The following is a 14,091-nucleotide window of genomic DNA, read 5'->3' on the forward strand; positions in this document are numbered from 1 at the left end:
TTGTACTTTAAATTTTATCATTACAATGAAAAAAAATATTGTCCTATTTGTCCTTTTCATTTTGCCTATTGTTGCCTATCTTTTTTTTGCATCTGGTGTAAATAGTTTCACTAAATTACCTGTTATAACTCCGAAAACTGCCGATTTTGGTAATTGGGAGTCTTTAGATGAAAAAAAAATCAGTTTAGACGGGAAAGTCACTATTCTTGGTTTTTCGGGTACTGAGCTTTTAAAAAACAGAGGAAATTTTTTCAATCTAAATCAAAAAATTTATCAAAGGTATCATGACTTCAAAGATTTACAATTTGTCGTAATTTGTCCTATTGGGACTGAAAATGATGCTAAAAAAGTAATTGATGCTTTAGCCGCTTTTACCGATGTTTCGCAATGGCATTTTCTTTTCACCTCTCCACAGGAGATAAATACTTATTACGATCAATTAAAGTTGGTAGGGAAACTTGATGAGAATTTAGGGACGCCAAACGTTTATATAATTGATAAAGAAAGAAATCTTAGAGGAAGAAAACTGGTAAAAGATTATAAAGAAGGCTATAATACGTTTCATCCGGCGGAGTTAAGTAATGAAATGTTAGATGATTTTAAAGTTATCCTTTATGAATATCGCGCTGCTCTTAAAAAAAATAATAATGCTAGCAGAAAAATTTAATTTTTTTATTTATGCTTAAAAATAAATCATACATAGGAATTTCATTTATTATATTGATTTTCGGAATTTATGCTGTGCCTAAAATAATAGATAAAATTCAAAATAACGAAGTTGTAAAAGGGAATCGATTGGATAAAGTCAATCCAGCAATCAAAGGAGATGAGAAATTAGTCAAGATTGGTCCTGCACCAAAATTCGAATTAGTAAATCAGGATAATAAAAAGATAACTAATGAGACTTACAAAGGGAAAGTGTATGTTCTGGAGTTTTTCTTTTCAACCTGCCCGACAATTTGCCCGAAAATGAATGCGAGTATGTTGGCTATAGAAAAGAGTTTTTTTGGGAATCCTAATTTTGGAATTGTTTCTATTACGATAGATCCTGAAAATGACACACCGGAAGTGTTGAAAAAGCACGCTGCTCTTTTAGGTGTTAAATCTTCAAATTGGAATTTTTTAACTGGAGATAAGGCCTATGTTTTTGATTTAGCCAATAAGGGCTTTAATCTTTATGCAGGTGAAAATGCTAAAGTGACAGGAGGTTTTGAGCACTCGGGATTATTTGCCTTAATTGATAAAAATGGTTACATCCGTTGTCGAAAAGATGACTTTGGAAATCCGATTTTATATTACGATGGTTTAGATAAAAAAGGGGTAAGAAATATTCAGCAGGATATAAATATATTATTAGAAGAATAAAATGGAAGATAATTCATTAGAACAAAAATTTAGTAAGCTTATAATCATAGTATCGATTGTGATTCCAGTTGTAGTAGCGATTCTTTTTGGAGTAAAACTAAAAGATTTTGGCTATAATGTTGAACCGCTTTCTTTTTTACCTCCAATTTACGCAACTATCAATGGAATGACTGCTCTTGTTTTAATTGCTGCTGTAGTGGCTATTAAAAACGGAAAACGAATGCTTCATGAAAGATTGATGACTTCAGCAATTGCTTTGTCTGTAGCTTTTCTTGTTATGTATGTCGCGTATCACATGACTGCTGATTCTACCAAATTTGGTGGTGAAGGGACAATAAGATACTTTTATTTTTTTATTTTAATTACACATATCATTTTATCCATTGCTATTATTCCAATGGTTTTAATTACATATGTTAGAGCTTTGGCAGAAAAATTTGATACTCATAAAAAAATTGCTAAAATTACTTTCCCTATTTGGTTGTATGTTGCCGTTACTGGGGTAGTTGTTTACTTAATGATTTCTCCATATTATGTATACTAAAGCCAAAAATCAAATGCCAAGTACTAAAAATAGTATCAGTAAGTTGTCAGTTTGTATTTTTCTTCTGGTTTCAAGCTTCTTTTCGCTATCTGCCAATGCACAATGTGCTATGTGTCGAGCTGCGTTGACGAGCAAAGGGAATGCGACGAAAGCAGCTGCGGTAAATGACGGAATTGTCTATTTAATGATAGTTCCATATCTGCTTGTTGCAGGTATTGGATATGCTATTTATCGAATGAAAAAGAATAAATCAAAGTAGATAATTCCTTTCATTTTAAACCATCTATTGATACATTTACAGTTCCTTTTACTTCGATAAAAGCAATGATGGCCTGGTTGGTTAGTTCAATTTTTTGGAATTGAATATCTTCCATTTTTCCATTTACATAAACACCTGGCATAGGCGAATAATTTTTTAAGTAATTCATCATGTTTTGTTTTCCTTCTTCTAAATTTGGTTTTATAGAGTAGCGACAATTCTGCTGAATTTTTTTTAAAATTAATCCCTGAGCAAGCCAGTTGGCAGTACGCATTAATTTATTCTTTGTGTCTAAGGCATAATCTAATTTGTCAAAAAACACTTCTTTTGTTTTGTCGCTATATTGTGGAAAACCTGTAAGATAAATAGTTCCATCAACAGATCCTAATACGTCTAAAGCAATTATCATCTTACCGTTCTTATGCCAAATAGCTACGTTTTGTACTTTAATTTTCTTGCTTCCTGAGCCAAATTCCTGTCCGGAAAAATTTTTGGTCATTATTTTTGAAGCTTCTTGATAGGTAGAAACTGCAACAATATTTGCTGTTATTTCTTCAGGAATTTTAATGACGGGTTTTAGAACGATTTTATTTTTGTTAAATTTAGATTCTGGTTGTCGTCCTATCAATGTTTCCATGTTGCATTTCATTCCCATTCCCAGTATAAAAGTGTCATTTTTTAGTTTGGCGCTGGTAGAATAAATTTCGATAGGGACAATTCGAAGCCAACTTTCATAAGTGTCACTCATTTGAAAAGGAGTACAAATTTTTTCTAATGCAGAAAGAACGTTAGGTTTAAAGTCCATAGATTTTGCAATGGCATCATCAATCTTTTTTTCGATTTTCGATTTAAAAAGCTTTATACCAGGATTGATTAAATAAGTGACGGGCATGCTTTTTCCAAAGATTGTCATCGTTGGACTTTCATTCCAATCTAATGATTTAAGCTCTGTTTTTGTGTTTAGTTTCCAATTGATTAAATCCACATCACTTGCCAAAGTCACAACACCATTAAGGTTGAATTCCTTCGTGTTGTATAATTCCATACCCAACTTTTTTGTGCCGATTCTGTATTTTACAATAGCTTTCAATGGTAAAATGGTTTTTATTCTTTCCTGGGAATTTTCGTGATCATTTTCGATAGTAATTGGAGCTAATTTCCAAATTTTCATTTCAATGTCATCATCTTCAATGTTATTGTCCTCATAAATTAATCCATTCAAAAGAGAATTAGTTTGGTTCTCAATATCTTTTAATTTTATACTAATTGGTAAATTAATAAAAGAAGGTATGTTTTCATAAACTAAAGGAACTGCATCATCTGGTTCGGGTTTTAATGTAGCTAGCTTTTGAGAAGTAGAACATCCGGAAATCCACACGGTAAGCATAATGATAAGTAGGATTGAAAAGAATTTTAGCATTTTAGTTTAGTTTAAAAGAACAAAATTAACAAAACAAATATATTTTTAGGATTTTTTGTAACAAATGCTAATTTTCAAAGTCTAATTGTTTTTATAACTGATTTATGGGTGAAATATTTCATATTATTCCATAATTCTTTAATAGAAAAAGTTAAATTTGTTTAGCAGGTATACTGTACTTTTATTCAAAATATATGGAAAAAAGAAGTTTTTTTAGTTTAATTATGATGTTAGTTTGTAGCATAACAATTCAGGCTCAATCCAAAAATTGGACCTTGGAAGAATGCATAAAATATGCCATACAAAACAACATTTCTATCAAGCAAACCGAATTAGATTCTAAAGCGGCCGCTATTGATAAAAAAGATGCCAAAGGGAATTTTCTTCCTTCCTTGAATGCCAATGCCTCTCATTCTTGGAATATTGGATTGAATCAGGATATTACAACAGGACTTTTGAGAAATCAAACGACACAATTTACCTCTGCAGGTGCAAATGTTGGTATTGATATTTACAAAGGATTGCAAAATCAAAATACCCTTCGCAAAGCTAATCTTTCGATAGTTGCAGGAAAATATCAACTGTTAAAAATGCAGGAAGATGTTGCGCTGAATGTTGCTAATGCTTTTTTGCAAGTGCTTTTTAATAAAGAAAATCTAAAAGTGCAAAAAGAACAATTGGCTATTAATGAAAAACAATATAGCCGTTCTGAAGAATTAGTTAATGCAGGTTCGATTCCTCGAGGAGATTTATTAGACATAAAAGCCACTGTAGCCTCAAACAATCAAAATGTTATCGCTGCTGATAATGCCTTATTAATTTCTAAATTAAGTTTAGCTCAATTGTTACAATTAAAAGATTTTGAAAATTTTGATGTCATTGAGGGTACTTCTGCGAAAGATGAAAATAATATAATGACTGAAACTCCTACTGCTATTTATGAAAAGGCTAAAGAAGGTAGAACCGAATTAAAAATTGCCAAAACGAATTTAGAAATTGCAGAGAAAAATGTAGCTATAGCAAAAGGAGCTTTTCAGCCGACTCTTCAGGGGTTCTATAGTTTTAACAGTCGTGTATCATATGCAGACGTTCCCCAATATGACCCCACAACCGGAACTATAATTGGAACTCAAAGCCCTGATCCTTTTTGGACTCAATTTAGTGACAATAAAGGACAATCTTTTGGGGCTCAATTATCAATTCCTATATTTAATGGGTTTTCAGTAAGAAACAATGTAGAGCGTTCTAAAGTTAGTTTAGAAAAATCAAAAATTGCATTAGAACAACAGGACTTGGATTTACAAAGAAATGTATATACCGCTTTTACTGATGCCAAAGGGGCGCTAAATGCTCACGAATCTTCAATAGTAGCATTAGAGTCAAGACAAGAAGCCTATAATTATGCTAAAGAAAAATATGCTGTAGGTTTAATGAATTCTTTCGATTTCAATCAATCACAGACTTTACTTACTAATGCGCAATCAGAAGTTATTAGAACCAAGTACGATTATATCTTTAAAATAAAAATATTAGAATTCTATTTTGGAATTCCAATTATCAAAAACTAATTTACCATGTCAAAAAAAACAATTTATATCTTATTAGGTAGTGCAGTAGTAATTATTGCTTTATTGATAGTGCTTTCAAAAAAAGGAATTATAGGGAATAAAGATAAAGGAAAAGAAGTAGAAATAGCCCAAGTTGATGCTATTACAATTGTTGAAACCGTTTCAGCTACAGGAAAAATTCAACCTGAGATTGAAGTGAAAATATCATCAGAAGTATCGGGTGAGATTATATCTTTGAACGTAAAAGAAGGGCAAGTGGTTAAGAAAGGGGATTTGTTGGTTAAAATAAACCCTGATTTATATACTTCAGGATACAATCGTTCCGTTTCTAATTTATCAGGAACAAAAGCAGGTTTGAGTCAGGCAGATGCTTCATTCAAAGAAGCTAAGTCAAGTTACGACAGAAATAAAACCTTATTTGAAAAAGGAATTATTTCCAGATCCGATTGGGATAAGGCGATTGCCTCTTTTGAGGTGGCAAAAGCAGCCAAACAAACCGCTTACTTTAATGTGCAAAGTGCTTCGGCGACTGTAAATGAAGCTAAAGATAATCTCGGAAGAACAACTATCTATGCGCCTGCTGACGGAACAATTTCAGTACTTAATGTGGAACTTGGAGAGCGTGTACTGGGAACACAACAAATGGCTGGAACCGAAATATTGAGAGTTGCCAACCTAAATAATATGGAAGTTGAAGTTGATGTAAATGAAAATGATATTGTAAAAATAAAAGTGGGTGATGAAGCAAAAGTTGAAGTTGATGCTTATTTAAAAAAACAGTTTCAAGGGATTGTTACGAGTATTTCTAATTCGGCGAGTTCTGCTTTGACGGCTGATCAAGTGACAAATTTTAAAGTAAAAGTAAGAATACTTAAAGAATCCTATCAGGATTTATTAGAAGGAAAGCCAGCTTCTTATTCTCCTTTTAGACCGGGAATGACAGCAACAGTTGATATTATTACCAAAACAAAAAAGAATGTTTTGTCTGTGCCAATAAGTTCAGTTGTAGTAAAATCAGATACCGCTGCGGTTAAGGAAATAAAAATTGAGGACCCTCAATCTGATGAAAAAAAAGCAGCACCTAAAAGTGATAAAAAATTTGAATGTGTTTTTGTAAAAGTGGGTGATAAAGCTAAAATAAGAATCATTAAAACTGGAATTCAGGATGATACTAATATTGAAGTTTTGACTGGACTAAAAAAGGGAGATGTGGTTATTACAGGACCTTACACTACAGTTTCTAAAGAGCTTAATTCTGGAGATAAAGTAACATTAAAAACAGAAAAAGATAAAGAAGAAAGCAAGAAATAATACATAAAGTACATATATTTGAAAATCACAATTATAAATTTTATTTTATGATTGTGATTTTCATGTAAAAAACAAAATATACAATTGGAATATATTCTAAACATTGAAACCGCCACCAAAAACTGTTCTGTTGCTCTTGCAAAAGAAGGAAAAACAATTCTGTGCAAAGAAATTGCAGAAGAAGGGTATTCTCACGCCGAACGTTTACATGTTTTTATTGAAGAAATTATACAAGAAGTAGGAATTACTTTCAAAGATTTAGTCGCTGTCGCGGTGAGTCAAGGCCCTGGGTCTTATACTGGATTACGAATTGGAGTTTCTGCCGCTAAAGGACTGTGTTATGCTCTAGGCATACCTTTAATTGCAATTGACACATTGAAAACGTTGGCTTCTCAGGTAACTGTTTCAAGTGGATTAATCATTCCGATGCTTGATGCCAGGAGAATGGAAGTGTATAGTGCCATTTTTACTCCGGATTTTGAAAATAAGAGAGCAACTTTGGCCGAAATTATTACTGAAAATTCATTTGAAGATTTTCAGGAAACACTTTATTTTGTGGGAGATTGTGCAGAGAAGTGTAAAACAGTTCTGACTAAAGAAAATTTCGTTTTTTTAGACGAAATAAAATTTCCTTCGGCAAAGGAAATGAGTTTGTTAAGTTTTGAAAAATTCAGACTAAACGACACGGTAGATGTCGCTTATTTTGAACCTTATTATCTGAAAGATTTTATGATTACAACCTCAAAGAAATAAGATATTTAATTAAGAATTAGCCTTGGATGATTCTCTTACATAAGGTTGGATGACAATTCCGGCCGTATCAAATGCCAACTTACAGCTTTCTAAAGTTTCAGAGAAAACAATACCAAAATCTTCATTATTTGCCCATGGTCTAATCGCAAGTTGGATGGCATTATCCGTCAGATTCTTTACCGAAACTTCGGCAATAGGAGTTTTAAGTATTTTTGGATTGTTGTTTAAAACAGTAGTAATGATATCTTTTGCTTTTTTAATATCAGTGTCATAGGAAATAGCAATCGTCAAATCAGCTCTTCTAAATCCTTGTAAGGAGTAATTGGTAATAGTTCCATTCGATAGAGATCCATTTGGAACAAAAATAGTTTGATTGTTAGCCGTAATTAATTTGGTTACAAATATTTGTATTTCACTTACTGTTCCAATAACGCCTTGCGCCTCAATTGTATGGCCAACTTTAAATGGTTTGAACATTATAATCAGCATTCCTCCTGCAAAATTAGATAAAGAACCTTGAAGGGATAAACCTACTGCAAGTCCCATTGCACCGAGTATGGCTACAAAAGAAGAAGTTTCTATTCCTAGTTTTGAGATGAAGGATACGAATAATAATATTCTTAAAACCCAAAGCAATATATCAGCAAGAAATTTAGTTAGTGTTGGGTCTAAATCCCTTTTTATCATTATTTTTCTAATGAATCTATTGGTAAGTCGAATGATGTAAAGTCCACCAAATAGAATAAGAAATGCAGAAATTAATTTTGGAGAGTAATCAATTAGCGCTTTTAGAAAGGTACTTGCGTAATTTGTAAGTTGATTCGGGTCTAAGTTCATTTTTTTAGTAATAAAAAACCCTCTCAAAAGAGAAGGTTAATTTTGAAGTGCAAAAATATAAATAAATTATTTTTATATCAATTAATCCGCGTCTTCTTCTATTCTATTTATGTTTTTTTTGGCAATTTCAGTAGCTTCTGAATCGACATCTTTTGCCAATTCATTTGTTTTCTCAGCGATAGTTTCGGCCGCTTCCGAAGCTACTGCTTTGGTTTCACGTGCTATATCTTCAACTTTGTCTGCAGTTACATCAGCCTTTTCTTTTATCGTTTCTATAGTATCCGAAGTTACAGCTTTGGTTTCAGTTGCTATTTCTTCAACTTTATCTGCTGTTACGCCAGTTTTTTCTTTTACAGTTTCCACCACTTTTCCTAAAACATCACCTGCTGTTTCCTTAGCTTGACCGGTAAAATCCTCTACTTTTGCTATGATTGGCGCTGCTGTTTCTTTTACTTTTTCAAATGTTTCTTCCGCAAAAATTTCTGCTTTTTCTAGATATGGCGCTGTAGTTTCTTTTACTTTCTCAAATGTTTCTTCTGCAAATGTTTCCGCTTTTTCGATATAAGGTGCTGCAGTTTCTTTTGCTTTTTCAAAAGTTGTTTCCGTTTTGTCGGCTAATTCGCTGGTTGTTTCTTTGGCTGAGCCAAACAAATTTTTAAAAAATGAAGATAGTCCCATGTTATTTATATTTGATTAGTCTTACAATATTAAGCAATTTTTTCTAGGATCCCTGTATTAAATCATTAATAATTTGCTGAAAATCAGTGTTTGGCGATAAATATATTTGGTTTAGACAAGCATGAAATAACGTTTCGTCATTTTTATATCGTGAAGCTAAAAATGGAAGAGTGTATGTTTTCGGGGTTCAAGTAAAGACAATATCGGGTATATAAAGCAGTGAAAATCCTTTTTGACTCGCCTTTTTTGGCGAGTTAAAAGATTGTAACGTATAGCTTGAAATAGCTCCTAAAAATAAAAAAAGCGTCTCAGAAGAAACGCTTAAATTAATTTGTTTAAATTAATCTATTCGAGTTCGAAAGTTAATTTTAGGGTCACTCTATATTCTGTAATTTCTCCTCCACTTACGGATGCACTATGGTCTTTAACGTATACAGATCGTATATGTTTTACAGATTTAGCCGCCTTAGCAACTCCCTTTCGAGCTGCATCTTCCCAACTGATATCTGAGTTGGAAAGTACTTCAATTACTTTTAATACTGACATAATTTCTATTTGTTAAGTGAATTATAAATATACCTATTTTATTTAAAATTTCAATTTAAAAAAAGATATATTTTAATGTAAACAAAACGTTTTCAAATAGTTATGTTTTCGATGTCAGTGTCGAATTTATGCGTTTACCGCTTCTACTTTGATGTTTTCGTCATTCAACATACTTTTCAGCATGTTTTCGATACCGCTTTTTAAAGTGAATGTTGAGGACGGGCAACCGCTACAAGCACCTTGTAAAATTACTTTTACGGTTTTGTCATTTTCATTGTAAGAATCGAATGCAATATTACCCCCATCAGCTTGTACAGCCGGTTTTACATATTCCTCTAATATGTTTATGATTTGTTGGGAAGTAACATCAAGATTATCAAATTCTTTTGCTTTAATAGTTTCTTCAGCTGTTACAGTTTCAATAAAATTTTCATCTAAGACGGTTCCTCCGTTTTCGATATATTGCTTGATGAAACTTCTTATTTCTAAGGTTATTTCCTGCCAGTCATTGATTTCATATTTGGTTACAGAGATGTAGTTTTCATCAATGAAAATTTCTTTTACGTAAGGAAATTTGAAGAGTTCTTTTGCCAATGGTGAAGCGCCAGTTTGATCAATATTTTTGAATTCAATAGCGTTTTTAGTCAACATTTTGCTAACCACAAATTTCAAAGCAGCTGGATTTGGAGTTGTTTCTCCATAAACCGTAATGGGCTGTTTTTTAGTTTTGTTTTCATCTATGGTTATGATTGTTCCTCCATCGTTTACAAATTTTTCTATTTGTTCTGCCACTGCATCTTTTACATCTTCCCATTCCACAATACTATATTTTTCGATAGCAATGAAGTTTCCCGAGATATAAATTGTTTTTACAAATGGCAAGTAAAACAATTTTTGTGCGAGGGGAGAAGATTTTGCCTCATCTATGTTTTTGAACTCAAAACTCTCATTTTGAGTAATAAAATCTTGAAATTCAAATTTTAATATAGTAGGGTTTTGTGTTTCTTTTATCGTAAGTTTTATCATAATCTTTGTAAATTTTTACAAATTTAGTAAAGTTATTTTCCACGAATAGCTATATTTGAATATTAATAAAATAAATTAACAAAAATTTAGTTATTAACTAAGTATTTGGGCAATTCATTGATTTAGCAATCTTCTTTATATAATAGTATTTCTATGTATAACAAAATTAAATTTTTTGCGGTCCTGTTTTTTGTATACCAATATTCTTTTTCACAAGAAGGTGTTGCAGTTTATTCTGATTACCTGTCTGATAATTATTATTTAATTCATCCTTCAATGGCTGGCGCTGCAAATTGTGCAAAAATTAGACTTACTGGGCGGAAACAATGGTTTAGTCAAGACGATGCGCCTGAACTTCAAACATTAAGTTTTAATGGAAGAGTGGGTGAAAAAGCAGGAGCGGGGATTATTCTTTTTAATGATAAAAATGGGTATCATTCTCAGAAAGGGATAAAAGTTACCTATGCCTATCATCTTATGTTTTCCAGAGATGAAATTGATTTGAATCAATTGTCTTTTGGTATTAGTGCTGGATTGATTCAAAGCCAATTAGACGAAACGGAGTTTTTACAGTCCGGTGATTTTGATCCTATTGTTGATGGAACTATTGTGCAGAAAGATTCTTATTTCAATTTTGATATTGGAGCGTCCTATAATTATTTAGATTTTTATGTTCATGGAACGGTTAAAAATGCCATGGAAACCAGAAGAGATATTTACACTGAATATGAAAGTGATAATTTAAGAAAATATTTATTGAGTGCCGGTTATGTTTTCGGAAATACGGATAAAATAGTATGGGAACCATCGGTTTTATTTCAACTTGTAGACAAGACTAAAGAAAAATCAATTGATTTTAATATTAAAGCATATAAAAGTATGGATTTCGGAAAGCTTTGGGGAGGTTTATCCTATCGTAGAAGTTTAGATGGAGCTGAATACACCGATGGAGCTGGAATTTCTAAACAAAAGCTTCAATATATAACTCCTATAGTTGGAGTCAATTTCAATAATTTCATGTTTGCTTATACGTATTCAAATGTATCGGGTCCCGTAAAATTTGATAATGGAGGATTCCATCAAATTACTTTGGGGATCAATTTGTTTTGTAAGGCTGAAAAATATGAATGTTACTGTCCAGCAATTAATTAATTTACTTTACCCATGTTGATTAAATCTGTTAACGGAAAAACACCTTCAATACCTGAAGATTGTTATGTAGCCGAGAATGCTACTATTGTAGGTGATGTTGCCTTTGGTTCTTCTTGTAGTGTTTGGTTTAATGCCGTAATTAGGGGTGATGTGAACTTCATCAAAATAGGTAATAAAGTAAACATTCAGGATGGTGCGGTAATTCATTGTACGTATAAAAAACATCCAACAATTATAGGGAATAATGTTTCCATTGGTCATAATGCGATTGTACATGGTTGCACGATTCATGACAATGTATTGATAGGAATGGGAGCTATTGTGATGGATAATTGTGTCATCGAAAGCAATTCTATTGTTGCTGCTGGAGCTGTTGTTACTCAAAACACAATCGTTGCTTCAGGTTCGATTTGGGCTGGTGTTCCTGCCAAAAAGGTAAAAGATATTGATCAATCTGACTTTGCAGGTGAAATTGAGCGAATTTCGAATAATTATGTAATGTATTCTAGTTGGTTTAAAGAGGAATAGGATTTTAATGCACTTATAAATTGATCTTTTCAAAGAATGAGTTCTTGTAGCTTTCGCTAATCGGGAGTCTTTTTTCGGCAATTATAACCTTGTTTTTCTGGATTGATTTTACGTGTTTTATATTGATGATATAGGACCTGTGAATTCTTGCAAAACCTTTGGATGAAAGTAAATTCTCCAGCTTTATAAGACTGATTAATGTTAGTGTATACTTGTTGTCAGTGGTGTATATTTTGACATAATCTTTCAATCCTTCGATAAATAAAATATCTGAAAAGTTCAATTTTACATTTTCATATTCAGCCCTTACAAACATAAAATCCTGTTCAATTTCAGGTGTGGAAATTAAATTGGTACTTACTGGTAGATTTTGTGGATTGAAAATTTGTTGTGCCCGTAAAACGGATTTTAAAAACCGATGAAACGGAATGGGTTTTACCAAATAATCGACCGCGCCAAGATTAAATCCTTCAACAGCGTAATTAGAATAAGCGGTTGTAAATATGATTAGCGGTTTTTTCTCTATGGCATTAATAAAATCAATTCCCGAAAAATGAGGCATTTCTATATCCAAAAAAATCAAATCAACATTGGACTGGTTGATTATCGAAATGGCATCAATGGCATTCGTGAATGTGTTCACCAGCTCAAGAGAATCTACTTTGCTAACAAATTCTTTAATTAAATCAACCGCTAAAGGTTCGTCATCTATGATTACACATTTCATTTTTTTTGTTTTTTATTTAGAATTTGGAATAACTAAAATCAATATCAAAATTCCTAATTGAAAGAAGTTTGAATTTGGTCTAGTTTTAAATTTAAATGAACGCTGTAATTACTATCGGTTTCAATAATAGTGAGTTGGTGTGCATTAGGATAAAGGAGATTCAGGCGATTTTCAATATTGGTCATCCCTATTCCTGAATTTTCCGGATTTTTTCTGTGATTTTCAATTTTGTTTTCTACCCAAAAATCTAAAATATTATCTTCAATTGTTATTTTTATTTTTACAAAAGCAGCTCCTTTATAATCAGTGCCATATTTGAAGGCATTTTCAATAAATGAAATCAAAAGCAATGGCTCTATGTATTTGTTTTTTGTCTCGCCATGAATATTAATTGTGATATTTTCAATATTATTCAATCGCAGTTTTTGTAACTCAAGATAGTTTTTAATGTAGTTGATTTCTTTTTCCAGAAACACGGTTTTATTATCGGTTTCATACAACATATATCGCATCATTTCTGACAAAGTTACAATTGCATCCGGAACTAAATCGGATTTTTTATAGGCTAATGAATAAATGCTATTTAAGGAATTAAATAAAAAATGAGGATTAGTCTGTTTCCTTAGATAGTTTAATTCAGTTGAAGCCCGATGTGTTTCGGCAATTAATTTATTTTGCTGATTGTTATATAATTCAGACAAAGTTTTAATAATTGTGCCAATTGTAATGATTAATATATAGAAAAAAGATGGAGCAGCCTTTAAAAAAAACGGTTGCTTTCTTTTCAAATTGGGGTTTATTAAAATCTCTTTTCCAGATGAATTAATCGTTCTGAGAGGTCTCATATTTTGAAATTCGGGCATGAAAAAAATATACCGAACAATCATAAAAAGGACTATTATAGAAATTACAATAGTAAAATATTGCCAATATTTTTTTTGCAAAAGCAATAAAGGAACCAGGTATAAATAATTCAGATAGAATAATAGGATCCCTGTAATCCACTGGACATAGAAATCAGTATTAATGTGAAAAGGACTTTCGTAAAACTGAATTAATGAGGTAACAATAAAGAAACACCAAATCATACTATGAAAAAGTATTTGGTTTAAATTGTTGTTTTTAATTCCTTCTATGTTCATCTAGATTTTTACAGCTAATAAAAATAAATCTTTTTTTGTTACCGTAGGCGATAAATTGTCTTTCAATTTTTGTAATACCAAGTTTCCAACTTTCATCGCTTCTTCTTTGGTTTTGAAGCTTTTATTTTCGCTAATAACGGGAATTACAGTTTGTTTTATTATAATTTTTTCATTGTTAGTTATAAAATAACCCCAGCCCGTAGGTGTTTTCAAAGATTTTACGTTTAAATTTTCA

At 31.7% G+C, this 14,091-nt stretch carries 17 protein-coding genes; 9 read left to right on the top strand and 8 right to left on the bottom strand.

Features of this window, described 5'->3' with window-relative positions; genetic code table 11:
- Window positions 1-25 precede the first annotated feature (25 nt).
- From ACM55F_RS01785 to ACM55F_RS01800, 4 genes are read left to right on the top strand one after another with little or no spacing between them, the layout of a single operon-like run.
- Window positions 26-667: a hypothetical protein gene (locus ACM55F_RS01785; protein WP_416851982.1), complete on the top strand. Its 642-nt coding sequence runs from the start codon at window positions 26-28 to the stop codon at window positions 665-667.
- Between the two features lie 11 nt (window positions 668-678).
- Window positions 679-1,365, top strand: coding sequence for an SCO family protein (locus ACM55F_RS01790; protein ID WP_416851983.1), 687 nt, complete (start codon window positions 679-681; stop codon window positions 1,363-1,365).
- Window position 1,366: 1 nt separating this feature from the next.
- Complete coding sequence (locus tag ACM55F_RS01795) at window positions 1,367-1,909, top strand: DUF420 domain-containing protein (protein ID WP_416851984.1); 543 nt, start codon at window positions 1,367-1,369, stop codon at window positions 1,907-1,909.
- The gene (locus tag ACM55F_RS01800; RefSeq protein WP_416851985.1) at window positions 1,899-2,168 is read left to right on the top strand and encodes a hypothetical protein; all 270 of its coding nucleotides are present in this window, start codon (window positions 1,899-1,901) and stop codon (window positions 2,166-2,168) included. The genes ACM55F_RS01795 and ACM55F_RS01800 overlap by 11 nt, the downstream gene beginning before the upstream one ends.
- A 10-nt stretch (window positions 2,169-2,178) precedes the next feature.
- On the opposite strand, the gene ACM55F_RS01805 is transcribed toward ACM55F_RS01800, so the two are convergent.
- Window positions 2,179-3,588: a DUF4403 family protein gene (locus tag ACM55F_RS01805; protein WP_416851986.1), complete on the bottom strand. Its 1,410-nt coding sequence runs from the start codon at window positions 3,586-3,588 to the stop codon at window positions 2,179-2,181.
- A gap of 194 nt (window positions 3,589-3,782) precedes the next feature.
- Here ACM55F_RS01805 and ACM55F_RS01810 point away from each other — a divergent pair, with 194 nt between their 5' ends.
- The 3 genes from ACM55F_RS01810 to tsaB all read left to right on the top strand — a co-directional run bounded on the left by ACM55F_RS01810 (window position 3,783) and on the right by tsaB (window position 7,220).
- On the top strand, window positions 3,783-5,156 hold the full coding sequence (locus ACM55F_RS01810; protein WP_416851988.1) for a TolC family protein: 1,374 nt from the start codon (window positions 3,783-3,785) through the stop codon (window positions 5,154-5,156).
- A 6-nt stretch (window positions 5,157-5,162) separates the two neighbouring features.
- Window positions 5,163-6,467, top strand: coding sequence for an efflux RND transporter periplasmic adaptor subunit (locus tag ACM55F_RS01815; protein WP_416851989.1), 1,305 nt, complete (start codon window positions 5,163-5,165; stop codon window positions 6,465-6,467).
- A gap of 84 nt (window positions 6,468-6,551) precedes the next feature.
- On the top strand, window positions 6,552-7,220 hold the full coding sequence (gene tsaB / locus ACM55F_RS01820; RefSeq protein WP_416851991.1) for a tRNA (adenosine(37)-N6)-threonylcarbamoyltransferase complex dimerization subunit type 1 TsaB: 669 nt from the start codon (window positions 6,552-6,554) through the stop codon (window positions 7,218-7,220).
- A gap of 9 nt (window positions 7,221-7,229) precedes the next feature.
- On the opposite strand, the gene ACM55F_RS01825 is transcribed toward tsaB, so the two are convergent.
- The 4 genes from ACM55F_RS01825 to ACM55F_RS01840 form a co-directional block, all read right to left on the bottom strand.
- Entirely contained in the window at window positions 7,230-8,057 is an 828-nt protein-coding gene (locus ACM55F_RS01825; RefSeq protein WP_416851992.1) for a mechanosensitive ion channel family protein, read from the bottom strand.
- An 81-nt stretch (window positions 8,058-8,138) separates the two neighbouring features.
- The gene (locus tag ACM55F_RS01830; protein ID WP_416851994.1) at window positions 8,139-8,735 is read right to left on the bottom strand and encodes a hypothetical protein; all 597 of its coding nucleotides are present in this window, start codon (window positions 8,733-8,735) and stop codon (window positions 8,139-8,141) included.
- A gap of 345 nt (window positions 8,736-9,080) precedes the next feature.
- Complete coding sequence (locus ACM55F_RS01835) at window positions 9,081-9,281, bottom strand: dodecin family protein (RefSeq protein ID WP_416851996.1); 201 nt, start codon at window positions 9,279-9,281, stop codon at window positions 9,081-9,083.
- Between the two features lie 126 nt (window positions 9,282-9,407).
- Window positions 9,408-10,307: a NifU family protein gene (locus ACM55F_RS01840; protein ID WP_416851998.1), complete on the bottom strand. Its 900-nt coding sequence runs from the start codon at window positions 10,305-10,307 to the stop codon at window positions 9,408-9,410.
- Between the two features lie 153 nt (window positions 10,308-10,460).
- Between ACM55F_RS01840 and ACM55F_RS01845 the strand changes: the two genes are divergently transcribed.
- Window positions 10,461-11,459 carry a PorP/SprF family type IX secretion system membrane protein gene (locus ACM55F_RS01845; RefSeq protein ID WP_416852000.1) on the top strand — a complete coding sequence of 333 codons (999 nt, stop codon included), beginning with the start codon at window positions 10,461-10,463 and terminating at the stop codon, window positions 11,457-11,459.
- A 12-nt stretch (window positions 11,460-11,471) separates the two neighbouring features.
- Window positions 11,472-11,987, top strand: a complete 516-nt coding sequence (locus ACM55F_RS01850) for a gamma carbonic anhydrase family protein (protein WP_416852001.1) — start codon at window positions 11,472-11,474, stop codon at window positions 11,985-11,987.
- 13 nt (window positions 11,988-12,000) lie between these two features.
- On the opposite strand, the gene ACM55F_RS01855 is transcribed toward ACM55F_RS01850, so the two are convergent.
- Genes ACM55F_RS01855 through ACM55F_RS01865 form a run of 3 tightly spaced genes read right to left on the bottom strand, consistent with a single transcriptional unit; the run spans window position 12,001 to window position 14,069 of the window.
- Window positions 12,001-12,714, bottom strand: coding sequence for a LytR/AlgR family response regulator transcription factor (locus tag ACM55F_RS01855; protein ID WP_416852003.1), 714 nt, complete (start codon window positions 12,712-12,714; stop codon window positions 12,001-12,003).
- 53 nt (window positions 12,715-12,767) lie between these two features.
- Entirely contained in the window at window positions 12,768-13,856 is a 1,089-nt protein-coding gene (locus ACM55F_RS01860; protein WP_416852004.1) for a sensor histidine kinase, read from the bottom strand.
- Window positions 13,857-14,069, bottom strand: coding sequence for a DUF4907 domain-containing protein (locus ACM55F_RS01865; protein WP_416852005.1), 213 nt, complete (start codon window positions 14,067-14,069; stop codon window positions 13,857-13,859).
- Between the last annotated feature and the right edge of the window lie 22 nt (window positions 14,070-14,091).

It is taken from the genome of Flavobacterium melibiosi, assembly GCF_048158545.1.
Taxonomy (GTDB): domain Bacteria; phylum Bacteroidota; class Bacteroidia; order Flavobacteriales; family Flavobacteriaceae; genus Flavobacterium; species Flavobacterium melibiosi.

Excerpts from the sequence above, each read along its gene's own strand:
- ACM55F_RS01785 (WP_416851982.1), top strand. The coding sequence starts at position 26 with ATGAAAAAAAATATTGTCCTATTTGTCCTTTTCATTTTGCCTATTGTT.
- ACM55F_RS01790 (WP_416851983.1), top strand. The coding sequence starts at position 679 with ATGCTTAAAAATAAATCATACATAGGAATTTCATTTATTATATTGATT.
- ACM55F_RS01795 (WP_416851984.1), top strand. The coding sequence starts at position 1,367 with ATGGAAGATAATTCATTAGAACAAAAATTTAGTAAGCTTATAATCATA.
- ACM55F_RS01800 (WP_416851985.1), top strand. The coding sequence starts at position 1,899 with ATGTATACTAAAGCCAAAAATCAAATGCCAAGTACTAAAAATAGTATC.
- ACM55F_RS01805 (WP_416851986.1), bottom strand. The coding sequence starts at position 3,588 with ATGCTAAAATTCTTTTCAATCCTACTTATCATTATGCTTACCGTGTGG.
- ACM55F_RS01810 (WP_416851988.1), top strand. The coding sequence starts at position 3,783 with ATGGAAAAAAGAAGTTTTTTTAGTTTAATTATGATGTTAGTTTGTAGC.
- ACM55F_RS01815 (WP_416851989.1), top strand. The coding sequence starts at position 5,163 with ATGTCAAAAAAAACAATTTATATCTTATTAGGTAGTGCAGTAGTAATT.
- ACM55F_RS01825 (WP_416851992.1), bottom strand. The coding sequence starts at position 8,057 with ATGAACTTAGACCCGAATCAACTTACAAATTACGCAAGTACCTTTCTA.
- ACM55F_RS01830 (WP_416851994.1), bottom strand. The coding sequence starts at position 8,735 with ATGGGACTATCTTCATTTTTTAAAAATTTGTTTGGCTCAGCCAAAGAA.
- ACM55F_RS01835 (WP_416851996.1), bottom strand. The coding sequence starts at position 9,281 with ATGTCAGTATTAAAAGTAATTGAAGTACTTTCCAACTCAGATATCAGT.
- ACM55F_RS01840 (WP_416851998.1), bottom strand. The coding sequence starts at position 10,307 with ATGATAAAACTTACGATAAAAGAAACACAAAACCCTACTATATTAAAA.
- ACM55F_RS01845 (WP_416852000.1), top strand. The coding sequence starts at position 10,461 with ATGTATAACAAAATTAAATTTTTTGCGGTCCTGTTTTTTGTATACCAA.
- ACM55F_RS01850 (WP_416852001.1), top strand. The coding sequence starts at position 11,472 with ATGTTGATTAAATCTGTTAACGGAAAAACACCTTCAATACCTGAAGAT.
- ACM55F_RS01855 (WP_416852003.1), bottom strand. The coding sequence starts at position 12,714 with ATGAAATGTGTAATCATAGATGACGAACCTTTAGCGGTTGATTTAATT.
- ACM55F_RS01860 (WP_416852004.1), bottom strand. The coding sequence starts at position 13,856 with ATGAACATAGAAGGAATTAAAAACAACAATTTAAACCAAATACTTTTT.